This window comes from Peribacillus sp. TH14, from assembly GCF_016651145.1.
Taxonomy (GTDB): Bacteria; Bacillota; Bacilli; order Bacillales; family DSM-1321; genus Peribacillus; species Peribacillus butanolivorans.
In genome coordinates, this window is the sequence record NZ_JAEKEK010000001.1 from 5,432,775 (window position 1) to 5,454,302 (window position 21,528).

Annotated in this window: 22 protein-coding genes and 3 pseudogenes; 5 read left to right on the top strand and 20 right to left on the bottom strand. The window is 36.0% G+C overall.

From position 1 onward, the window contains the following. Positions 1 to 51: 51 nt before the first annotated feature. From JFU50_RS31125 to JFU50_RS31130, 4 genes and pseudogenes are all read left to right on the top strand, one after another. A pseudogene (locus tag JFU50_RS31125) lies at positions 52 to 141 on the top strand (helix-turn-helix transcriptional regulator); the annotation flags it as partial. A gap of 192 nt (positions 142 to 333) precedes the next feature. Further along, positions 334 to 507, top strand: a complete 174-nt coding sequence (locus JFU50_RS26100) for a hypothetical protein (RefSeq protein ID WP_201224779.1) — start codon at positions 334 to 336, stop codon at positions 505 to 507. 352 nt (positions 508 to 859) lie between these two features. Next, positions 860 to 1,108 (top strand): hypothetical protein, encoded by a 249-nt coding sequence (locus JFU50_RS26105; protein WP_201224780.1) that lies wholly within the window; start codon positions 860 to 862, stop codon positions 1,106 to 1,108. 104 nt (positions 1,109 to 1,212) lie between these two features. Then, positions 1,213 to 1,450 (top strand): annotated as a pseudogene (locus tag JFU50_RS31130) (transposase); the annotation flags it as partial. Between the two features lie 293 nt (positions 1,451 to 1,743). Here JFU50_RS31130 and JFU50_RS26110 read toward each other — a convergent pair. The 17 genes and pseudogenes from JFU50_RS26110 to JFU50_RS26190 all read right to left on the bottom strand — a co-directional run bounded on the left by JFU50_RS26110 (position 1,744) and on the right by JFU50_RS26190 (position 17,400). Then, positions 1,744 to 2,328, bottom strand: coding sequence for a class II aldolase/adducin family protein (locus tag JFU50_RS26110; protein WP_201224781.1), 585 nt, complete (start codon positions 2,326 to 2,328; stop codon positions 1,744 to 1,746). 18 nt (positions 2,329 to 2,346) lie between these two features. Continuing rightward, on the bottom strand, positions 2,347 to 3,582 hold the full coding sequence (gene otnK / locus JFU50_RS31840) for a 3-oxo-tetronate kinase (RefSeq protein WP_201224782.1): 1,236 nt from the start codon (positions 3,580 to 3,582) through the stop codon (positions 2,347 to 2,349). A gap of 170 nt (positions 3,583 to 3,752) precedes the next feature. After that, the gene (locus tag JFU50_RS26120) at positions 3,753 to 4,655 is read right to left on the bottom strand and encodes an NAD(P)-dependent oxidoreductase (protein ID WP_201224783.1); all 903 of its coding nucleotides are present in this window, start codon (positions 4,653 to 4,655) and stop codon (positions 3,753 to 3,755) included. Positions 4,656 to 4,759: 104 nt separating this feature from the next. Then, positions 4,760 to 5,431 (bottom strand): aspartate/glutamate racemase family protein, encoded by a 672-nt coding sequence (locus JFU50_RS26125; protein ID WP_201224784.1) that lies wholly within the window; start codon positions 5,429 to 5,431, stop codon positions 4,760 to 4,762. A gap of 39 nt (positions 5,432 to 5,470) precedes the next feature. Further along, positions 5,471 to 6,277, bottom strand: coding sequence for an energy-coupling factor ABC transporter ATP-binding protein (locus JFU50_RS26130; protein WP_201225192.1), 807 nt, complete (start codon positions 6,275 to 6,277; stop codon positions 5,471 to 5,473). Then, positions 6,274 to 7,137: an energy-coupling factor ABC transporter ATP-binding protein gene (locus tag JFU50_RS26135; protein ID WP_201224785.1), complete on the bottom strand. Its 864-nt coding sequence runs from the start codon at positions 7,135 to 7,137 to the stop codon at positions 6,274 to 6,276. The genes JFU50_RS26130 and JFU50_RS26135 overlap by 4 nt, the downstream gene beginning before the upstream one ends. Beyond that, positions 7,134 to 7,883 carry an energy-coupling factor transporter transmembrane component T gene (locus tag JFU50_RS26140; protein ID WP_201224786.1) on the bottom strand — a complete coding sequence of 250 codons (750 nt, stop codon included), beginning with the start codon at positions 7,881 to 7,883 and terminating at the stop codon, positions 7,134 to 7,136. The genes JFU50_RS26135 and JFU50_RS26140 overlap by 4 nt, the downstream gene beginning before the upstream one ends. A 122-nt stretch (positions 7,884 to 8,005) precedes the next feature. After that, positions 8,006 to 8,605, bottom strand: coding sequence for an ECF transporter S component (locus JFU50_RS26145; RefSeq protein WP_201224787.1), 600 nt, complete (start codon positions 8,603 to 8,605; stop codon positions 8,006 to 8,008). Beyond that, positions 8,602 to 8,799: a hypothetical protein gene (locus JFU50_RS26150; protein WP_201224788.1), complete on the bottom strand. Its 198-nt coding sequence runs from the start codon at positions 8,797 to 8,799 to the stop codon at positions 8,602 to 8,604. Before JFU50_RS26150 ends, JFU50_RS26145 begins: the two co-directional genes overlap by 4 nt. A gap of 122 nt (positions 8,800 to 8,921) precedes the next feature. Beyond that, a complete protein-coding gene (locus JFU50_RS26155; RefSeq protein ID WP_201224789.1) occupies positions 8,922 to 9,878 on the bottom strand; it encodes a nucleoside hydrolase in 957 nt (318 codons plus the stop codon). A gap of 185 nt (positions 9,879 to 10,063) precedes the next feature. Beyond that, on the bottom strand, positions 10,064 to 10,888 hold the full coding sequence (locus JFU50_RS26160; protein ID WP_201224790.1) for a BtpA/SgcQ family protein: 825 nt from the start codon (positions 10,886 to 10,888) through the stop codon (positions 10,064 to 10,066). Positions 10,889 to 10,979: 91 nt separating this feature from the next. Beyond that, a complete protein-coding gene (locus JFU50_RS26165; RefSeq protein WP_201224791.1) occupies positions 10,980 to 11,807 on the bottom strand; it encodes a BtpA/SgcQ family protein in 828 nt (275 codons plus the stop codon). Positions 11,808 to 11,962: 155 nt separating this feature from the next. Beyond that, complete coding sequence (locus JFU50_RS26170) at positions 11,963 to 12,802, bottom strand: SDR family NAD(P)-dependent oxidoreductase (protein ID WP_201224792.1); 840 nt, start codon at positions 12,800 to 12,802, stop codon at positions 11,963 to 11,965. 435 nt (positions 12,803 to 13,237) lie between these two features. Beyond that, positions 13,238 to 13,978: an MBL fold metallo-hydrolase gene (locus tag JFU50_RS26175; protein WP_201224793.1), complete on the bottom strand. Its 741-nt coding sequence runs from the start codon at positions 13,976 to 13,978 to the stop codon at positions 13,238 to 13,240. An 863-nt stretch (positions 13,979 to 14,841) separates the two neighbouring features. Beyond that, positions 14,842 to 15,855 carry a LacI family DNA-binding transcriptional regulator gene (locus JFU50_RS26180; protein ID WP_201224794.1) on the bottom strand — a complete coding sequence of 338 codons (1,014 nt, stop codon included), beginning with the start codon at positions 15,853 to 15,855 and terminating at the stop codon, positions 14,842 to 14,844. Positions 15,856 to 16,005: 150 nt separating this feature from the next. Next, positions 16,006 to 16,158 (bottom strand): annotated as a pseudogene (locus tag JFU50_RS26185) (DDE-type integrase/transposase/recombinase); the annotation flags it as partial. A gap of 243 nt (positions 16,159 to 16,401) precedes the next feature. Next, positions 16,402 to 17,400, bottom strand: coding sequence for a hypothetical protein (locus tag JFU50_RS26190; protein ID WP_207198834.1), 999 nt, complete (start codon positions 17,398 to 17,400; stop codon positions 16,402 to 16,404). A 308-nt stretch (positions 17,401 to 17,708) separates the two neighbouring features. Here JFU50_RS26190 and JFU50_RS26195 point away from each other — a divergent pair. Continuing rightward, a protein-coding gene (locus JFU50_RS26195) for an IS3 family transposase (protein ID WP_446728149.1) occupies positions 17,709 to 18,859 on the top strand; the annotation gives its coding sequence in 2 pieces (ribosomal slippage) (positions 17,709 to 17,946 and positions 17,946 to 18,859; 1,152 coding nt in all). 82 nt (positions 18,860 to 18,941) lie between these two features. On the opposite strand, the gene JFU50_RS26200 is transcribed toward JFU50_RS26195, so the two are convergent. The 3 genes from JFU50_RS26200 to JFU50_RS26210 all read right to left on the bottom strand — a co-directional run bounded on the left by JFU50_RS26200 (position 18,942) and on the right by JFU50_RS26210 (position 21,322). Further along, the gene (locus JFU50_RS26200) at positions 18,942 to 19,592 is read right to left on the bottom strand and encodes a hypothetical protein (RefSeq protein WP_201224796.1); all 651 of its coding nucleotides are present in this window, start codon (positions 19,590 to 19,592) and stop codon (positions 18,942 to 18,944) included. A gap of 74 nt (positions 19,593 to 19,666) precedes the next feature. Continuing rightward, complete coding sequence (locus JFU50_RS26205; protein ID WP_201225222.1) at positions 19,667 to 20,002, bottom strand: hypothetical protein; 336 nt, start codon at positions 20,000 to 20,002, stop codon at positions 19,667 to 19,669. 357 nt (positions 20,003 to 20,359) lie between these two features. Next, positions 20,360 to 21,322 (bottom strand): MutH/Sau3AI family endonuclease, encoded by a 963-nt coding sequence (locus JFU50_RS26210; RefSeq protein ID WP_201224797.1) that lies wholly within the window; start codon positions 21,320 to 21,322, stop codon positions 20,360 to 20,362. Positions 21,323 to 21,528: the final 206 nt, after the last annotated feature.

Consider the following 21,528-nt stretch of genomic DNA (forward strand, 5'->3'; position numbering starts at 1 on the left):
CAGAAGGGTTTTTTGACGTTAAATAATAGTTCTAGTAACCACTTACTCTATGGAAAATATAACCCTTCTTTCAAATTTACTTATGATATTGCGAAGGTTTTAAAAGTACCTATTGAAGTTCTGTTTTGGTTTGAAGAATAGGTTAGGTATAAGTAAACAGTTAAAATAGATATGTTCATGAGTTTTGATCAATCTTTTTTATAAAAACTAAATGCAGATTTCTAACAAAAGACTCCATTTTGATTAAACTTTTTTCAAAATGGAGTCTTCTTATTTACCATATAATATGGGTTTGTGGAGCTTTTTTGATTAAACTTTATTTCAAATCAACAGTTGGATCCACATCCTTGGGATGATGATGAACCGTTGTCACAGAATGGATATACTTATGCGAATAATAATCCAGTGATGAATGTGGATCCGAATGGATTAAAGCCTAATAGAATATTTTACGCATTAATGACTGGCCTAGCATACGTTGTTGCAAAGCAGTTGTTGGAGATGTAAAAGACATAGTATTTGTTGCACAAACTTTATATAGTATGATTAAAGATTATTTTGATGTAAAAAAGGCAAAATCACAACGTACAACAGAAGCGAAGAAGAAAGGTCGTTAAAAACTCTCGAGCTCTTAGTAAAGTAATAGGGAAAAGAGCAAAAAAGCAGACTAGGATTGCTGGAGTTGCTGCTTTAAGAAAAAGTTTCGGTGGATGGTATTTATTGGGTAGATTTTCAGTTGGGATTTATCAAGGAGGTCGTAATAAGTATTTCCGATCTGCTCCATGTTACAGATCTGCTTATACTTATGGTTCCTACGTTGCAAAAAAAAGGTTAGGTTAAAATAAAAGGAGCTTATATAATGAAATATTTAAAACTTTTTATCTTTATTTTTATTTTTATATTTTCTGCCCACTACTTGCAAGCTACTTGGGATAAAAATAATATAAGCATTAGTACAATCATTTTATCGATTGTTTGTATTTTTTACTCTATGGTAATGTCAGGCAAATTAATGGATACAACAAAACTCTACGTTTTGCCTATTTTTTTAATTATTGGTTATTATCTTGCGGATTGGATTTTAAAGATTGACCATCTTATCAAATAATACTTGTTTTTCGGTTTTACTTACGTTATAAACATACTTTTTCTTTGTTTTTAAACTGCTTAATAGAAAAACAAAGAAAGAAAGGTTCGTTGCAATTTCATTCATCTTTCTATCCAGGACCTGTGGATGTATGGGTTCGAAACTTCAGACATGTGGAACAACTATTTGATTATGGAAGTGCTATTCGTAAAGTCATGTATACCACAAAGTATAAAGTATCCATTCTAGATATCGGAAGGTTACAAAAAAGGAGCATTTCCAAATGAAAATACCCTGTTTAAAGTCCTCTATTTAAGCATTCAAGAACTAGAAAAGAAGTGGGATGGTGGGTTTATTCAAGACTAGTCCTTGGTCCTGAACCAACTTTTACTCCACGAAAATCTCAAAGACCGAGCACCTAAAGACATAAAGCCACTGTACCCAAGCATTCCTACTCTTGCCATATGGGTCACATATTGAAGTGTAAAAGAATTTGAGGCGTCTTTTTTAGGAAATCAGCTATTTGGATGGGATAATGTTTCTTAATTAATCAAAGTGGAATGACATAAAACATAATAGGGACAAGGGGAATCAAGTATATTTTATACTTGATTCCCACTGTATTTCAGGGTGCGAAACTTAAGTCATAATACGAGCTATAGTCTTTTTCGTAACTCCCATGCAATCTGCGCACTTTCCTCTAATTCTTCTAATGCAAAAAATGCTTCCATGACATCTTTTCCTGGTACAACCGGGCCATGATGGCTCAAAAGCCAGCCATTATTAGCCTTTACTCGTTTTTCAAATACGTTAAACAGTTCTTGACTTCCTGGTTTTTCATAAGGAATTAAGCCAACAGTTCCCAATTTCATTTTCAGATATGGAGTATGATCCGGCATACAATCTGATTCATTTAGCCCAGGTACACAACTCCAAAGCACACTATAAGTACTGTGTACATGAAGAACTGCACCTGTATCTGGTTTTGCTTTGAATACTGATAAATGTAACGGCCATTCTTTACTTGGTTTTAATTCATTATATTGATTTCCATCAATGTCCATAACAGCAAACTCACCTGGTTTCAGAGTTCCAAAGCATGCTCCAGTAGCAGTAATATAAATTTTACCTTCATGTACAAAGCTTAAATTAGCAACGCTTCCACTAGCTTTACCACGTTGAAAGAGACTATGGGCAACCCAAATAGCATTATCAAGCTTTTTATCTAATGTTTTATCCATACTTACCACTTCTCTCTATTATGTTAAGGATAAAGCGCGAAGAAAAAAATCGGATTTTCCAAAGTTTCCACTTTTAAACACCATTCGAATTCGATTATCTTCTGTAGGTATCAAAATGGGTACTCCAGGTACAATACTCTTTCCAATATGGTATCCAGTGTACCCGAGCCTTTTTGCTACTGCTCCACTCGTTTCTCCGCCAGCAACAATTATTCTTTGAAAACCAGCTTGAACAGCAAGTTCTGCTAAATCTGCAGTTGCATTTTCTAATTTTTCAGCAAATTCTTCTTTACCTTTTTCCTGAATTCGTTTTACATTATTGGGTGTGTCACTGCTATATACTAGTATAGATTCTTCTTTGTTTTGAGAAATCACATTCCAGATCTTCTCTACCGATTCTTCGCTTGATATCAATTTCATTGGATCCATAAAATAAATTTTACCACCAGATTTTTGATATTCTAAAATCTGGTTTCGAGTCGCTTCACTGCAACTTCCTGATAATATTAACGCAGGTGACTCAGAACGTTCAAATCTATCTGCTTCATCATTTTTCTTATACATTTTTGCCAATGGGTATGCTAGACCACTACCGCCAGTAATAAGTTTAAGATCTCCAAATAACTGTACCAAATTTTCCGCATCTACATCTTTCTCATAGTCAGGTACTATATAAAATTGTGAATGCTTACTTTTTATTGTTATTCTTTCAATAAATTCATCTACTTCTTCCTTGTAGAAAGAGTCTGAAATTTTCACACTGGGGAATTTGCTTTGTGCATTCATTAAACGGACTAGATCACAATCCCACATTGGTGTAAGCGGATGATCCTTCATTGGGCTCTCATGCAATGGAACTCCATTTACATATAAACATCCTTCCTTAACACTACGCCCATTTACCGGAAGCGCAGGACAAAGAATAGTATAGGGAACATCTAGCTCTTCCATTACAGCATCACAAATTGGTCCAATATTACCCTTAGGTGTAGAATCAAATGTTGAGCAATATTTTACGTAAAACTGTTGTGCACCTTGCTCTTTTAACCACCTTATTGCCTCGAGGGAATCTTTGACAGCGTCTTTTGGATCCTGAGTACGGGTTTTTAAGGCAATTACACATACCTCTGCCTGTGGAGCCTCATCAACTTTAGGTACTCCATTGTATAAAATAGTACTAAGTCCACCTTTCACAAAAAAAGAAGCGATATCACTACCACCGGTAAAATCATCTGCAATACAACCAAAGCGCACTAGATTCACCCCCTGTTATGTTATAATGATGCATTCTGACAATCTAAGAAACTCTTGTCAACTTTACATCTTCAATATAAAAAGAAGATAATAACAATTTACATATACGAAAATTATAATTCATTCTTATGCGGTAATAATTTTTAGTGTTATTTAATCGATTGACCTTTCTACAAAGTTTTTTTACGAACCTTTACACCTAACAAATCTTCATAGTAGCAAATCATTGCATGTTTGTAGTAATCACCTTGACCATTATTTAATGCTAATTGATAGGTTTGCATTGTCCCGTTTAATGTTGGTAGCGGAATCTGGTATTTCACTAATACTTCATACATACTTTGCATATCTTTATATGCTCTTTCAAGTGAAAATCCATGTTCAAAATTCCCTTCTAAAACCTTAGGAAGCAATGTTTTTGAAGCAAAACTGGACCCTGTAGCTGTCATTAATACGTCACTGAGCTTTTCGGGATCTAAACCAAGTTTAACACCAACTGGCAATAGTTCACTAAAGCTTGCACAACAAATATTTAACGCGCAGTTATTAATCATCTTCGTAAGCTGTCCAGCCCCGTTCTCTCCCATGTAGAGTACCTGTGTCCCCATTCTATCGAGCATAGGCTTAATTGTATTAAATATTTCTTCATTCCCACCACACATGATACTAAGTGTTCCTTCCATACTTTTTGCATGTTGACCAGAAATTGGACAATCCAGATACTCAATTCCATTCGCTCTACAGTTTTCTGCAATTTCGATTGCACCTAAATAACTAATTGTGCTAAAGTCAACAATCTTCTGACCTGGTTTCATATGCTTTAATAGACCGTTCTCGCCAAATACAACTTCTTTTACAATCTCTAAGTCTGGTAAACATAGAAATATAAAATCACTATCTACTGTATCTGTAATATTCGTTGTGGTTTTAATCCCTTTTTCATTGAATTGCTCCAATGCATTTGGATTTGCGTCACATACTAGATAATCAATCTCACCTTCTTTTTCACTGTTTGCAAGATTTAATGCCATACCCATGCCCATTACGCCTAATCCAATATAACTTACTTTCATTGAAAAACACTCCTTTTGTTTTTAAATTATTTCAAGGCTCTTAATCGAAATTCGTATAGTAGTTGACTATTTCTAACTTTTGAATAACTTATCATTAATTACCACTACCAATTATTTACTTTTTCGCTTTCTAATGCACCGATTACCGCTTTTACTGCTTCTTTCGGACTAGACAACACTGGTAGTCCTAAGATATTGGTTTCCTTTTCTGCAGATGCCTGTGTGATCTGTGCAAGAACGATCACTTCACATCCTCTTTCTTTCAATTCCGCTGCAGCAAGACAATTAAGACGATTATGTTCTTCCTCATTTCCGGCTTTCAATTCAGTCATAGCCTGCGTATTAATTTGTGTATCTACTTCAACTTCTTTACCCAACACTTTGGCAATCCTCTCCAATTGGGCTTTTGTTGCTGGTCCAGATGGTGCAGTCGTTGCAACAACGCCTATTTTTTTATAATGATTGACTGCCTTTTCTAACATCGGACGATCAACCGCAAAGATCGGTACTTTGATAAATGGCTTCACAGAATCTACAATAGGTGTCAGCACGGTGCATGCTACAATGATTGCATCAACACCTGCGTCCTGTGCTTTAACTGTAATATCTATAAAATCTCGATATGATTTATCATCGATCCCATTAATTTGGTTTGCATAGTACTGAATATTTTCATCAACAAAATTTAATACAGTTACTTCCGGGGCTAGCTTTTTGAATGCTGCATTTAATGGTGGTACAGCATTACAGGTTGCATGAATAATACCAATTTTCATATCTATTCTCCTCATATTTTAGTAGTAATAGAGTTTAATTCATCTGATGTTTTTTAGAGTATCTATCATTTGATCAATATTTAATATTTTTTCTTTAAAATTTAGTGTATGGCTTAATCGACTGATATGGGGCTGTTTTAGCATTGCTTCTTCCAAGATGTCTAAATCCCAGAATATTTCTTGCTTATTACTATCCGCGACTACTCTCTTATTTGCCATTACTATGACACGGTCAAAATTTTCAACGACAAATTCCATATCATGTGTAATGGTAATAATGGTTTTCCCTTCTTGAATTAATGAATTAATAATAGAACCTAATCTTTTAATTGCAAGAGAGTCTTGACCAGCTGTTGGCTCATCTAAGATAATCGTCTCTGTATCCATTGCAATCACCGAGGCAATTGTTACAAATTTTTTCAGGGAATAAGGCAAATTATACGGATGTATATCTAAAAAAGGCACAATTCCCGTTAATTCTGCTGCCTTCATTACGTTTTCTTCAATCTTTTCCTCCGAAAATCCAAGGTTTTTAGGGCCAAACCTTATTTCGCTTTTTACATTTTCATGAAAAATTTGATCATCAGGGTTTTGAAATACATATCCTACCTTTTTAGCTATCTGAGCCGTTGTATATTCTTTTGTATTTAAGCCTCCAATAATGACATCACCTTGTGTCGGCTTTAATAATCCATTCATCATTTTCACTGTTGTTGTTTTCCCGGCACCATTTTGTCCAATTATGGCTACCGATTCACCCTTTTCGAAAGACATGCTTACATTTTCAACAGCCGTAAAACCATTGGGATAACAATAGGTAACGTCATTTAACGTTAAAAAGCTCATGATTTCACCCCTTGTAATGCCATCCATTCTTTCATCACTTTAATGGAGTCACTTTCAGTAATGGGAATTCTTTCGGTATTCATATTGTGTTGCCGCATTTGTAAATCTAATAGTGTAAACTGAGTTAATCCTACGCCATAGTACTGTGTATCTTCGTTAGATAGTACATCTTCCGTTCTTCCTTGTTTCTTAATCCGTCCATCCTGAAGAACGATAACATAGTCTGCATACTCAGCAATTAATTCTATTTTATGCTCTACTAAAATAATTGTTTTCCCTTTTTTCTTCATAATATCTATTGCCTTAAATATTTCCTCCGTACCCTTCGGATCCAATTGTGATGTCGGTTCATCAAAAATTAGAATCTCCGGCTCCATAACCATAATAGATGCTAGAGCCACTCTTTGTTTTTGTCCGCCTGAGAGTTCATTCGGATTTTTGTGTTGTATATACTCTATGCCAAACAACATTATTATGTCTTGAACTTTCTCCTTAATAATACTTACTTCAACCCCTAAATTCTCAAGGCCAAAAGCAATCTCATCAAAAACGGTTTCTTTCACTCCACTGATTTGAGTAAAAGGATTTTGGAAGACGAAACCCACCTTTTGCGCAAGATCACTTGTATCCCAATCACGAACATCCTTTCCGTCTATCAGCACTTCACCACTAATATCTCCCTTAAAAAAGTGTGGAATAAATCCTCTAATGACATTACAAAGTGTGGTCTTTCCTCCGCCATTGACACCAATTACGGCATAAAGCTTTCCGCTCTCAATTTCAAGATTAATATTATGCAAAACCTCATCACTACTAGTAGGGTACTTGTATGATAGATTTCTTATCTGTATTCCACTCATAAGAAAAACCTCCAGATCAAGATGTAAACTAATAGAAACAATAGTATGGCAATAGTTAATGTGTCACTCTTAGTCTTTTCCAATTGATGTAAACTTGTCTTTTTGGTCCGGGCTGTAAAAGCCCTTGATTCTAAAGTGATAGCTTTCTCATCTGTGCTTGAAAATGACGATAAAATCAAAGGGGTTAATGCTGGTATAAATGCTTTCATTCGTATTCTAAAATTTCCTTCCGTTTCCACACCGCGAGTTCTTTGTGCATCCATAATTCTTAACAAATGTTGTCTCATCTCCGGAATAATATTAAGTGCGGATGAAAGCACATAGGTAGCTTTTGGAGAAATCCCTAATATTTCTAAAGACCGCGTTAAATCATTTATTTTTGTGATCTGGAAAAATAAAACAACTGATGATCCTATCGCTAAAATTTTGGATGTTAATTGTAAACTAAAATCAATTCCTTCTTGTTTAATTGAGAATATATTCCATGACCATAATATTGTATCTCCCGGATAGAAGAATGCTTGCAAAAGAAAAATCATGAAAACGATAGAAAGCAAACCCTTAAAGACGATGTCTACAAATAGCTTTGTTTTTCCAGCTATCATAGCGATGAATAAGCACAACACGGGGACCAAATATGAATATAAATATCCTGGTAAAAGTAACGGTGTTATCATCAAAAATAGTGCGATAAAAAATTTCGTTGTTGGGTATAGATTTAGAATAAAGGTTCTTAGCTTTTCCAAATGTGTATCTCCCCTTTCATTTAAAGGTTCATTTTTTTCGCACCACCAAGGCTAAAAAATTGGGTGAAAATCCGTTAATGAGTGGCAAACAGTTTCACTCTTTGACGTATTACTATATTCTTTTAAGATGCCTTCTTATTTTTAATATATAGGTGTCCATAGTTTTGTTTAGAAAGGTATTGATCTGACATCTTCCGAACAAGCATATAGGCAACAAATATAGAAAGTATTTTATCGATACTTTCGACAAATATCTTTTGAGTAAAGACGGCTGTCCATATTTCTTTTCCTGAAGTTAAAACAATGGCAGTAAGTAGATCTGATCCAGTTCCGGATGCTCCTCCAAATACAATAACTGTTGTCGGAGTCGCGATTAGTATCGCAACAAGTGCCACAATAAAACCAGTAACCGCAACCTTCCAAGCTTTTGTTGTCATTCCCTTCTTAGCTAGGAGACCTACTACAACTCCTGAAGCCATGGAAACCGGCATAAACGCCAATTGAGTAGGGTTAAATATCCCAAAAATTAGTTTTGAGACCCCTCCTGTTATCGCTCCAACCCATGGGCCAGCTACCATCGCGACAATCATCGTACCAATTTGATTTAAGAAGAGAGGTATCTTTAACAATTCGACCAGTTCTCCAGCAACTACATTGACGGCTACACCAATAGGAATGAGCAAAATTGCAATAAGTGTAAAATCTTTTTTTATCCTTTTCATACATCTTCCTCCTTTTTACATGGTTTTACAGAGATTTTGCCCCCAGTTGCTTGCGAATTTCGAATTGGTGGTTCACTCTCAGGGTAATGTGGAATAACTTCTTTTATGACTCCATCTTCCACCAATACACTGCCCTGGATAGTACCTACTTTATCGTCCATCGTGATAATAGTGGCACTTTTAATTAGTGACAACCTAATGCCACTCCTTTGCGGACTAAATATCTAAAAAATAAAAAAAGACGAATAAAAATAGTATATTCCTACTCGCTTCTTTAATTGTTCTAGAATCATCTCCTGTTTTTAAAAGACATGACCTATTGTGCTTCTAAGGTAGAAATACAATCGGCAAACCGTTTTGCCACTCTCTCCCCGTCAACTCCCATGAGGATCGAGGTATTGGGTTCTGGATTACCCCACTGCCCCGTAAATTCTGCGATGGTCTGACCAGCTGTCAGCTCCCCCGTCGTCTCAATCGAAACAAAGGCTTGCTGCACCTCAAAGAGTTCGGGCCACAGCGCATAGGCCACGGCTGGCACGTCGTTGTAATAGACGCCTGTCTCTGTTTCTGGGGTTTGCAGCGAGACGATGTATGCCTTACGACGGAATTCGGTCGCCTCTAGGAGAAAAGCTCCGGGACGAGTACCCGATACCCTAATGCGATCAAGATTTTCTTGTGATATCCGCACCTTTGTACATACATCGAGACCCACCTGAACGATTGGCGCACCCGACTCGTACATCACTCGTGCAGCCTCCGGATCACTAGCTAGATTAAAGGACGCCACAGGGGATATGTTTCCGGCAACACGGACTGCGCCGCCCATGACGATGATTTTTTTCACCTTATGTGCGAGACCGGGGTCGATGGAGAGGGCGAGTGCCACGTTGGTTACAGGACCTAATGCTATAATGGTAATTTCGTTCGGGGCCTCGTTACAGCGCCTCACGATCTCCATCGCGGCATACCCCTTGGCCTCTGATACGGTGGGGTTGGGGGCCTCGACGCCACCGAAACCATTGTTTCCGTGAATGTGCTTGGCAAAGTACGGTTGACGTAAGATGGGTTTGCCAGCTCCCCGGTAAACAGGAATATCTGTTCTACCGGCTAGTTCAAGTAATGACAGTGTGTTGCGTGTCGAGGTTTCAACCTCGATATTCCCATATACTGTCGTCAAAGCTTCAACTTGGAGCTCCGGGGACGCGAGCGCAAGATAGATTGCCGCAAGGTCGTCGACACCCGGATCAGTGTCGATAATTACTCGTTCCACCATAATTTCTAATCCTCCTTGTATCTTAAATTTAAATTTACAACGCCTTTTATAGAAAAAATATCGTGAGATGCATTAGCACCAACCCCTCATTTGAATGAGGTTTCGGTATATAAAAGGGGCCTACTTGGCCCCCCAAAAGCCTTCGATACTCTGATTCTATTAAAATTGCGAGTACATTCGTGCTACTATACCAATTGAGGGTTTCTTTCTCTGTCTACACCCTCGCAAAAGCGACGTGTTTTCTCCTCGTCAACCGGGTTCGTCATGATATCGTCAATCTTGGCGCCATATCCAAAGACCGCACCATCCGCATATTTGAGAAGATTCGCAGTCTCGACTTTCATTCCACTACCGATAATGATAGGAACATCAGGGACTGCACGCCTTACCGCCTTTAAATTCTCAACTGAAGGAGGTTGTGCCGATTCCTCACCGGCAAGAATAATTGCGTCCGCCATCCCACGATAGGCCGTATCCCGAGCCAAGACATCTATAGGTCGAGCCGCCAAAGGAGCCGCATGTTTTGTCTGAATGTCAGCAAAAATCTTGACTTTATTCTCCAAACCAAGATATTTGCGATATCTCGCTACTAAGTGGGCTGTACCATTGATAAGACCTTGGTCGGTCACGTACGCATCGGTTAGGACATTGAGTCTGATAAAATCTGCTCCGACTGTTCCAGCGACCGCTAGCGCAGATTTCCAAGAGTTTCTTAGTATATTAATACCCATTGGAAGTTTCACTTCGCGACGAATTTCGTGGGCAATCATTGTCATCGCTGCCACTGTTTCAGGTTCCTCCGTTTCAGGGTAAAACGGATAATCGTTGAAATTTTCTACCATAACGGAACTGGCTCCGCCCTTTTCCAGACTTTTCGCATCGCGGATCGCAGCTTCTAAAACTTGATCGATCTTTCCATCGTAAAGGGGTGATCCAGGTAATGGTCCTAAATGAACCATACCCAATACTGGTTTTTCTACTCCGAAAATATTAGTAAATGAAGTTTTCATAACAAACTCCTCCTTATTATTTTTAAATTTGATAAATGAGACCCGAGGCATTCGATACTCTGGTAATGTTTAAATTACGAGTATATTCTTACTACTTAATCAATAGAGATATTCTTTCCCTTTCTACACCCTCGCAAAAGCGACGTGTTTTCTCCTCGTCAACCGGATTCGTCATGATATCGTCAATCTTGGCGCCATATCCAAAGACCGCACCATCTGCATATTTGAGAAGATTTGCGGTCTCGACTTTCATTCCACTGCCGATAATGATAGGAACATCAGGGACTGCACGCCTTACCGCCTCTAAATTCTCAACTGAAGGAGGTTGTGCCGATTCCTCACCCGCAAGAATAATTGCGTCCGCCATCCCACGATAGGCCGTATCCCGAGCCAAGACATCTATAGGTCGAGCCGCCAAAGGAGCCGCATGTTTTGTCTGAATGTCAGCGAAAATCTTGACTTTATTCTCCAAACCAAGATATTTGCGATATCTCGCTACTAAGTGGGCTGTACCATTGATAAGACCTTGGTCGGTCACGTACGCATCGGTTAGGACATTGAGTCTGATAAAATCTGCTCCGACTGTTCCAGCGACCGCTAGCGCAGATTTCCAAGAGTTTCTTAGTATATTAATACCCATTGGAAGTTTCACTTCGCGACGAATTTCGTGGGCAATCATTGTCATCGCTGCCACTGTTTCAGGTTCCTCCGTTTCAGGGTAAAACGGATAATCGTTGAAATTTTCTACCATAACGGAACTGGCTCCGCCCTTTTCCAGACTTTTCGCATCGCGGATCGCGGCTTCTAAAACTTGATCGATTTTTCCATCGTATAGTGGTGACCCAGGTAGAGGTCCTAAATGAACCATTCCCAATACTGGTTTTTCTACACCGAAAATATTAGTAAATGACGTTCTCATAACAAATTCCTCCTTATTATTTTTATCTTATATTTTTTCATGTATTTATCATGGTTGACTTCTGGTCATACTGATTGAGATCCCAATATCCCAATCATTTGCACATTCCTATGAATCTTCTACTGATGCATGTTGAGTTTCATACGGGCACGCATTTATTCTTTGATGCCAGTTGAAGCCACACCTAATTCGATCTCGTCGATAGGCAGTGCAACATCCGCATCCATACTTGGCGCCCGAAGCTGCGCTGTGAGTCCACCATCGATGGCTAGGACATGGCCTGTGATGTAAGAAGCTTCCGGTGACGCCAGGAAACGAACACCCTGACCAACGTCTTGAGGCATTCCGAGCCTACCAAGTGGAATGAGATGGTCGGGCGAGGACTCTTCCCCTACAGCGGTTCGGTTTTCAACCCAGATGGCACCCGGCATCACGGCATTAACCCGGATTTTCCATGGAGCCAGATCAAGTGCCATTGCTCGGGTAGCAGCCTCGATCGCACCTTTCGTCGCGTCGTAAGCGACACGATTTCGATGTGCGCGTGTAGCTCCTCCAGAACTCATATTGATAATGACCCCGCCTTCACCTTGGTGAACCATGACTTTTGCCGCCATTTGGCTACAGTGGTAAAGACCATTAATGTGTATATTCATTAGGTTCTCCCACATACCGTAGTCTGTTTTTAGAAAGTGTCTTTCCGAGAGTGGGCCGTGACCAATGCCTGCATTGTTAACGAGCACATCTATACCGCCTTGGAAATGGTGGGCTTCCTCAAAGAGTCTTTTCACATCGTCGCTTGACGAGACATCCGTATATACGAATAGGCCTTCCCCCCCCAAATCGACGATCTCCTGCACACATCGCTCACCCGCGTCAGCGTCAACATCAGCGATGACTACCGACGCACCAATCTCAGCGAAAGTTAGGGCGATACCTCGGCCGAGTCCCTTTGAACCACCGGTCACGATAACACGCTGCTTTAGTCTATTACTCAATTTTATTCACACCCCATCTAATTTCAGTTATTAATGTGTTTGGGCAAAGTTCGGTTGACAAACGACTTACTTGTTTCACCATGATTTCTTCCACTTTCACTCTAATAAAAACGCTAATCTGCTAACTTATGAGATTCTAGTATGTAAGCCTTTTCATTACCTTGATTAGAGAATATAGGAAATTAAATTTTCTAGGTTTTTCATTCCCCTTTAATACAAGGCTTAATCAATTCATTTCTGGTCGATATGCTTCTTCAATTGGTTACAAGAAAAGTCGACTTTCATCAAAAACCTTTCGATCCTGTTCTTTGAATTGAATTAAACACCATTTGAATCACCTCCCTTAATATCTTTAAATATCCAATGTTTCACCAGCTCCTTATATCTTCAAATAACCAGTTATTACCATTTGTCATATATAGTGAATTCTAATCCCTACTCCAATGTTATAGTGGTATAATCATCCAACGTATCAGAAAACCAATATTGTAAATCGGCTTCCCTTTTATTGAGATACATTGGCTTCCCGTTAACAAGTTTCATAGGTATATCGTGTCCAGGCACCAAAATACTACCTGTCTTTCTTTTCCATAAACTCCATAAATAATCAATTGAACTTTGACTTTCTAATAAATTTAACGTCATGTCTACATTGCATGATAAAAGTTCAGCCATATTTTTAGCTGCATCCCCACTAAATAACAAATCATAATCACCATTGTCTACACTGTATGCCATGTGACCTGGTGTATGTCCTTTAGTTTGATGAGCAACAATACCAGGAACAACTTCTTCGAGATTGTCGACTAACCTTATTTGTGAGGAACAATTTAATTCCTTAATATACAGTTCAGGTACATGCCATCCCCCAGGTGGTTCATTTAATGCCCAATTCATATCCACTCGACCCACTACAATGGTCGCGTTAGGAAACAAAGTCCAATTTACACAATGGTCCCAATGTGTATGGGTCAATAAAACCATTGATATATCATTTGGAGATAAACCTTTGTCACGTAGCCTCCTTAATAAAAGTGGCCTGACACCAAAACTGCCGACATCAATAATAATATTCTGGTCATTTTGGGACAACAAGGTAACCGTACTCCATCCAAGCCCTCCATGGGTTGAAGACTTTCCGGGAAATCCTTGGATAAATATGTTGTAGTCAAACATTACTATCCCCTTTCACCTTAGTACTAAATTTTTACCCTATTCTTATTTCATAAATATTGGAATTATATGAATTTTCAGAAAATAACTCTTAAATGACACCCTTTGTTCATGAAAAAACCTGACATGCCATTCGTAATTAAAGTATGAGGAATACCAAACTTTTTGTTCTAATGCGGTAATTCTAGCTACCTGCAAATATGGCCTAGTTTCACATATATAGTCATGAATTTACTTTCCTTGTTCAAAAGCATTCCAAATGACGGATAGGGCATGTCCCCCATATTTCTTCATAAAATGGGAGTTTTAGCTGATTAATCAATTTTAAAGAGCCATCTTCAAACTAAATGGAGAGTACGAGGTTTTGTTACTTTAAATCCTGAACAAAAAATGCAACTCACCTCCAATCAATTTTTCATTGTTTCCCGATTTGCATTTACATTTAATCGAGAAACAATGAAATACTGTTTTGCTGTAGCTTCATGAAGGTCTGTTACATTATAGGCTTCTTAAGCAAATACATGGTTAAGATTATTAAAACTACTGGAAACGTTTCCACATTTACAACAAATTATTCATACTTAGCTAATTATATTCAAGGTTTTTTGAACTGCACATATGCCGTGATTCTTCATTTGGTTTAATATTTCACATTGTAATTGGCTTTCATAAAAAAATTAAGCAAATACGTGGGTAAGATTATTAAACTAAGTGGAAACGTTTCCATTATCTAAAACAAATTATACATACGTAGCAAATCTTTTTCAAGAATTTTTTGAAAATTCACATAAATATATTTATAGAAATTCCAAATCAGTTCTATGAAAAATTATTCTGAACCATCTATTTACAGATTCTTTAACTCATTACTTACTATGAACCGCCATAGTTGACTCTCTTTCGATAAAAGTTGGATAAAGTACAAGCGTTTCTTTAAATATTTGCTTTTCCTTAATTGATTTAACAATGATTTCTATTGCCCTTTGTCCCATTTCTTTAATAGGTATGTGAATAGTTGTCAACATAGGAGACAAAATTTCTGCATATTGAGAATCATCAAAACCAACAATTGACAATTGTTCGGGAATTTTAATATTAAGCTCCCTTGCAGCTTTATAGATCCCCACAGCAATACTGTCGCTTCCAGCAAATATTGCTGTAGGTCTTTTGCTTTTTTGTAACAATTTCAATGCATTTTTGTACCCACTTTCAATATAAAACCTGTCAAAAATAACAAAATCGTCATTTATAGGAATTCCACTTTCATTCAATGCAAATTTGTATCCTTTATGCCTTTGAATTGATGAATAAGAATCAATTCCCCCAGAAATAAATGCAATATCCTTATGCCCTAATTCCAGAAGATGACTCGTCGCATTATATCCACCATCAAAATTATCAACTAATATTTCATTAACAGTTAAGGTGTGGAATTTGCTTCCTAAAATAACAATAGGAAGCTCGGGAAATTTTTCCTTCACTTCTTTTATATTTTTATCCTTAACTTCTGGAGATGAAAAAATGATCCCATCGACTCCCTTTGCAATCAATAGGTGTATATACTCTGCTTCTTTTTGTAAATTGTTATCAGTATTACATAAAAAAATGTTAAACCCATGACTATTTGCTCCATCTTCTACTGCTCTAGTCAGATCCGAATGAAAAATATTTTTAATATCGGGTATGATTAAACCAAGGGTTAATGTTTGTTTCTTGATCATTGCAGCAGCAAGTAGACTCCCTTTATAATCAAGTTTTTTAACTGCATTAAGAACTTTTTCTTTCGTTTTTTCACTAGTATACCCACTCATATTTAGTACTCTCGATACAGTAGAAATTGAAACTTTAGCTTCCCTAGCGACATCCTTTATAGTTGCCATCATGATCACATCCTTTTGGAAACGTTTCCTCATTTTTTCTATTGTTATAATTCTACAAAATTAGCCGATTTCCTCCCATACCTATCCAATATCATCTAAGGCCCCTTAGAGCATTTTATGGATTTGGGCAGACTTCACCCCTGGATGAACCTACTTCTTTTTAATCATATGCATCGCTTCTATACTACTTAATATGTAAGTAGCTGTACGAAATGATTTTAATCCTAACATCGATCGAACTCGCTACTTTATAAAACTATGATCCTATTCTACCATATTATTGAGATATTTCACTTGTCTTATTTATCTTACGAAACGTGATGCTATAACTTCATATCTTTATCGGTCTTTATCTTTGAAGTTGTTTTAATATCACCAATGGCATCAATTCTAAAAAACTTTATATCTTTGTTATACTTAATACTTAGATACTTGGAATCAAACTCCAAGTATGCGCACTTTTCATAAAGCTCTTGTTTACAACATACAAATAAAGCACCTTACCGGTAGTAAAGTGCAATAATTAAGAGTTTTGTCCAATTCGAATTACTTCCATTTATAAAAAACTCTTCGTGCTTCGTCAAGGTTTATAATAAGATCGTGTAAGGTATGCGATAGCATTTCCTGATTGGTAGTTTCAAAATTTATTCCTTCTCGCAAATAATAATCTTGTAGTCCTCTATCAAGTTCAAATATAATTTTGAAATCCCCATACATCATGAAATGAGAATATCGAGTGAGATGACTATTTATTTCTTTTTTTGTTTTGTTTATAACAATCTTAAGAAATTCCAACCTTGGAAGAGTCTCTTTATCAGAATAGAAAAAGTTATTAATTTTAATACTCGTTGTCCAAAAACCTGATTGTTCAATTTTTAATTGTATATCTTCAGGGGTATACTCGTAAATTTTCCAAGGATAGAAGACCTCAGTTGCCTGGGGAAAATGATTTTTATCTTCTTCACTAAGAAAATTATACTCATTTAACTGAACAATTTTACAATTGAATTCAACAAATTTTTCATCTATAAGCATTTCAGCCAAGGCACTCTCTAATAAATTAATTAGATCGCCAAATGCATGATCAGTTAGGTACCTTTTATTAGCAGAAGACTTTCTAGACTCTTCAGAATAAAGAAAATCTAAAACATATACCGTTACTATTAAACTAAGCACATTTACTATAAAAGCTTGGAATTCAAACCAGCTGAAATATCTTTCAAATATGAGTGATAAAAGCACTATAACTAAAAATAAAAGATTAATATACCATAGGTCTTTTATTCTTTTGTAAAAGCGTGTCATACCATTTTTAAATCTGATATGTTTATTATTTATTTCTCCCCTTTGTCCGTGCTTAATTATCATTTTAAGAATATATCTAAAACAATCAGCCAATAGTCGGAATATAACGCAGATAATAATTAAAAATAAAATAATAGTTAGAACGTTCTCTTTAAAAATAGGATAATAAAACAAGTTTAGAGCTATTATTATGGTAATAAACGATAACAAATCACTTATGTCCTTTTCTTTACTATTCATAAAAAACCACTTATAAGTACGTTTAAGAATTTTCATACTATCCTGCTTTCATTAGCTTTTTATATTATTAAATATACCATATTTCCCAAAATGTACTTTGTTGTTTAATTAAATAATTAATGATTGATTAAAAGGTCTCCTGAGCCCCCATATTAGCCTAAATAAAAAGAATCCATTTTGAAAAAAGATTGATCAAAATGGATTCTTTTCTTGGGTATATATACAGTTTTTATAAAATTAGAACCTTAATGAACTCCCTCAGTTTAATAGATAATGCTCACGAATACTCGCTTATTCATGTGTCCGTCTTGGAACGTAAGAATACAGGTAAAAAATATAATAATGAATTCAAGAAGACTATTGTAGATCTATATCACTCGGGTAATTCGGTCAAAGAATTAAGCGGCGAATATGGCGTATCAGAGGTTACCATTTATAAATGGGTTAAGGAATTTACTCCTATAGGTTTAGGGGAAGATTCCATGACTCCAAAGGAATTAGCAGCCATACATAAGGAAAACCTTCGGTTAAAGCAAGAAGTTGAAATCTTAAAAAAAGCTATGGCCATATTCGCGAAAAAGTAACCGAGACAGATCTTACCGAATTTATTGAGGAACACAAGAAACAATATCCCGTACAGAAGATGTGTGAACTATTAGAAATCCCAAGAAGCAGCCATTATCAGTCCCTTCAAATAGCCGTATCAAATCGCGAACAGGAAAACAAAGAACTAACAAAGGAAATTCATCTCATTTACTTGGAAAGCAAGGGACGGTATGGGGCTCCAAAGATTCATGAAAGCTTATTAACCAAGGGTTTTCCCCTAAGTATTAAGCGTGTTCAACGTTTAATGAGCAAAGCGAGAATTCGTTCTATTACTAAGAAAAAATACCGTCCCTATCCATCTAAAGAAAAGGTTATTCAGTTGGATAATTTGCTAAAACGAGACTTTACTACTCAGACCATTAAGGAGAAATGGGTAGCAGATATTACGTATATCCACACGTTAAAAGACGGATGGTGTTATTTAGCTTCGGTATTGGACCTTCATACTAAGAAAATAGTAGGGTATTCATTTTCTCGTTCAATGACGACAGAACTGGTCATAAAAGCTTTCAATAACGCACACTTATCACAAAAGCCCTCGGAGGGCTTAGTTCTTCATACGGATCTTGGCTCACAATATACAAGCAGTGAGTTTACTCAACATATCCAAAACCATTATATTAAGCAATCCTTTAGTCAGAAAGGTTGCCCGTACGATAATGCCTGTATTGAATCCTTTCATGCGCTATTAAAAAAGGAAGAAGTCAACCACGTACAATATCTAGACTATCAAACAGCTAAATTAGCAATGTTCCAATTTATTGAAGGTTGGTATAACCGAAAAAGAATTCACAGCGACTTGGGCTATCAAACCCCACAAGAAATTGAAAATCGTATTAGGAATACAGCTTAGGATTTAACTTATTAGTGTCCAAAATATTGACTCAAATCCATATATGTATATGTGAAATATTGAAAATTATCTTCACAAAACTTTATACCTTCCGTGTACTTTCTTTTAGCTGTCTTTTATTATGAATAAAATACTCTGTAAACTTAAGATATTTGCCTGACTTATATCCTGTTTTATCTAATTCGCTTTCATTTGACTCATCCTTTAATTTGTTCAAATTATCAGTTTTGGGGTTATTAGGGTTTGCAATTCTTTCAGTATAGGATAACGAATCAGTACCGTTATTCTCATAGTTGTTAACTTCAAGAAAATTAATAATAAAGTCTTTTAACTCTTCCTTATAATCATTACTATCTGTATCTATTTTATTATTTAACTTCTTTAACAGGATTAGGGCGTTATTAAGTCTAATAACTTTTCTTGGTTCCACACCAGAAGTATAATTCTTAATTGTGTCTTTAATGACCTCTTTTTCTGATTTTGTAAAAGAAGGGAAGTTTTCCCTTGTTATACTTGAGGATATACTTTGATCCTCCTGTTCCATTTTTTCATTTTTATTTAGGCTCAATATACTACTGGCTTCCTCTTCACTGTCTTGTTCAATCGTACGTGATGGTGAACTATTCAATTCATAAGCTTTATGCTCATCAATTCCTATAAATAATTTGTCTATTAATTCTGTATAATCAAGCTCTTCTTCAAGATACAAGGTCAAATCTAGATATTTGTCCATATACTCCTTACCTAGTTTGTAATAATTTATATAAGCATCTTTTCCTTCCCCTTCAATATAACTATGATAGCTACTTAAAAAAGTTTCTGATCATCTAACGACACATTTTTACCTATTATGGGAAACAATAAATCATGATTAAATGAAAATGAAAATGAAATAACCGATTCATTTACTTTTACTTTCATTTCCTCTTGATTTATTTGCTTGTCGTTCATTCCAATTCCTTTAAATAACTGAATAAATTCTATGATGTCTGGCAACAACTCTCTATGTATACGATCCAGTTCGTCTAATATCAATAATACCTTTAAATTTTTTCTCTTTTTAGTTTTATTCATCAAAGTTATTAGCTGTTGATACTCTTTGACACTTTGAATAAAGTCTGCTGTCTTCGTTTCTATTATCACCTAATAAGACGTTTTGTTTAAATATTGATGCTCCAGTTTTAAACATTGTAATAATTAATGTTATTACGGTTATCATTGCCGCTGATTCTTTATAATCTTTGGGTATCAGCTTACTTGGCAAAGAAGAGGTAAAATTAAAATACATTATGATAATGAGTAACACTCCATACCAAGCAAATAACAACCATCTACTCTTACACCAATCCCAAATATTATAGAATAGAAATTGCTTTTTAAAAGAAAAAAAATTAACATCAGAGATTTCCTTTGTTGTTGAAAGGGTATCTAGTAGTTGGTTTAATATAGTAATCCATAGCTTTTCTTTTTTATCGAATAATGAACAGTCCACTTTACATATTATGTACACATTTTTTTTGATTTTTGTTTATTTATATGTTCCATTAACATCTGAATAACTGAGCTTTTACCCATTCCCCATCTTGCAAATATGCCGAAATAAAATGGAGAAGAATTCTTCTCACTGTATTCAATATAAAAATCGCCGAGTTCCTTAACTAGAAAACTACGTCCTAATAAGTCTCTAGCAGTAACATGATCATTTATCCCACCCTCGCCATTTGGACTGACAGTTTCTTTAAAAGAAGTTTCACTATTATGATCATTTATCCCACCCTCGCCATTTAGACTAACAGTTTCTTTAAAAGAAGTTTCACTATTTATACTCATTAATAAACCTGTCATATAGCTTCTTTTTAATGAAAAAAACCTTGGTTTAGCTGATATATTTGAATTAGGTTGGTTAATGGTACCGTTCCCTTTTATGGGTCTAATACACGCTCCAAGATAAATAGTATCCCCTTCTGAAAGAAGATGTGCCTCACCATTTTTCACTTTGCGCTGTATTAACTCGAAATCATTTTTAATAACCTGTTGGTCTTGTAACATGTCATATAGCTGACAGTATTGAATTTCCATGTCGGTACGTTTTTTGTAACTCACATACTCGTACCAAATAATTAATACCTTTCTATTTTCACGTAGTAATTGACTAGATTCGAATTCCTCATTAACAATATCAAAATAATTTATACGACTCATTAATAATCTCTCTTTGGAGGTGGCCTTTCCGTCATTATTCCTTATGAAGGGTACGACTTTCAGTTCAATTCCTATAGAGTTAAGATTTGTTTCATCATTAAGTTTGTACCCGTAAAAGCCAGTCTCCACTACTTTCCTTAAAAGATTTCCACTACCCGTACTTCCGTCCTCTAACAACTTTAGCTTATCTATTTCACCAAAAGTTTTTCCTCTTATACTTTCGGTAAATCGCATTAGTTCCATCTCTGATTCAAATATCATATTTTTCCCTCATTTAATAAATGTATCTATTATGTTTGTTCCTACCCTAATTTTAAAATTAATATAGAAATTGACGATCACTAATTAAAGTGTCCCCTTTGTTTTCTTTTAGCGTCGCTTATAAGACTACAGAAATACAAAAAGTAGTACTATCTATGTGAAAGGTTAGGGATTAGCAGTTTAATTTCTATAAGGATCATTAAGAA

Excerpts from the sequence above, each read along its gene's own strand:
- JFU50_RS26105 (WP_201224780.1), top strand. The coding sequence starts at position 860 with ATGAAATATTTAAAACTTTTTATCTTTATTTTTATTTTTATATTTTCT.
- JFU50_RS26110 (WP_201224781.1), bottom strand. The coding sequence starts at position 2,328 with ATGGATAAAACATTAGATAAAAAGCTTGATAATGCTATTTGGGTTGCC.
- JFU50_RS26120 (WP_201224783.1), bottom strand. The coding sequence starts at position 4,655 with ATGAAAGTAAGTTATATTGGATTAGGCGTAATGGGCATGGGTATGGCA.
- JFU50_RS26125 (WP_201224784.1), bottom strand. The coding sequence starts at position 5,431 with ATGAAAATTGGTATTATTCATGCAACCTGTAATGCTGTACCACCATTA.
- JFU50_RS26130 (WP_201225192.1), bottom strand. The coding sequence starts at position 6,277 with ATGAGCTTTTTAACGTTAAATGACGTTACCTATTGTTATCCCAATGGT.
- JFU50_RS26135 (WP_201224785.1), bottom strand. The coding sequence starts at position 7,137 with ATGAGTGGAATACAGATAAGAAATCTATCATACAAGTACCCTACTAGT.
- JFU50_RS26145 (WP_201224787.1), bottom strand. The coding sequence starts at position 8,605 with ATGAAAAGGATAAAAAAAGATTTTACACTTATTGCAATTTTGCTCATT.
- JFU50_RS26155 (WP_201224789.1), bottom strand. The coding sequence starts at position 9,878 with ATGGTGGAACGAGTAATTATCGACACTGATCCGGGTGTCGACGACCTT.
- JFU50_RS26160 (WP_201224790.1), bottom strand. The coding sequence starts at position 10,888 with ATGAAAACTTCATTTACTAATATTTTCGGAGTAGAAAAACCAGTATTG.
- JFU50_RS26165 (WP_201224791.1), bottom strand. The coding sequence starts at position 11,807 with ATGAGAACGTCATTTACTAATATTTTCGGTGTAGAAAAACCAGTATTG.
- JFU50_RS26175 (WP_201224793.1), bottom strand. The coding sequence starts at position 13,978 with ATGTTTGACTACAACATATTTATCCAAGGATTTCCCGGAAAGTCTTCA.
- JFU50_RS26180 (WP_201224794.1), bottom strand. The coding sequence starts at position 15,855 with ATGGCAACTATAAAGGATGTCGCTAGGGAAGCTAAAGTTTCAATTTCT.
- JFU50_RS26190 (WP_207198834.1), bottom strand. The coding sequence starts at position 17,400 with ATGAATAGTAAAGAAAAGGACATAAGTGATTTGTTATCGTTTATTACC.
- JFU50_RS26200 (WP_201224796.1), bottom strand. The coding sequence starts at position 19,592 with ATGGACAAATATCTAGATTTGACCTTGTATCTTGAAGAAGAGCTTGAT.
- JFU50_RS26210 (WP_201224797.1), bottom strand. The coding sequence starts at position 21,322 with ATGATATTTGAATCAGAGATGGAACTAATGCGATTTACCGAAAGTATA.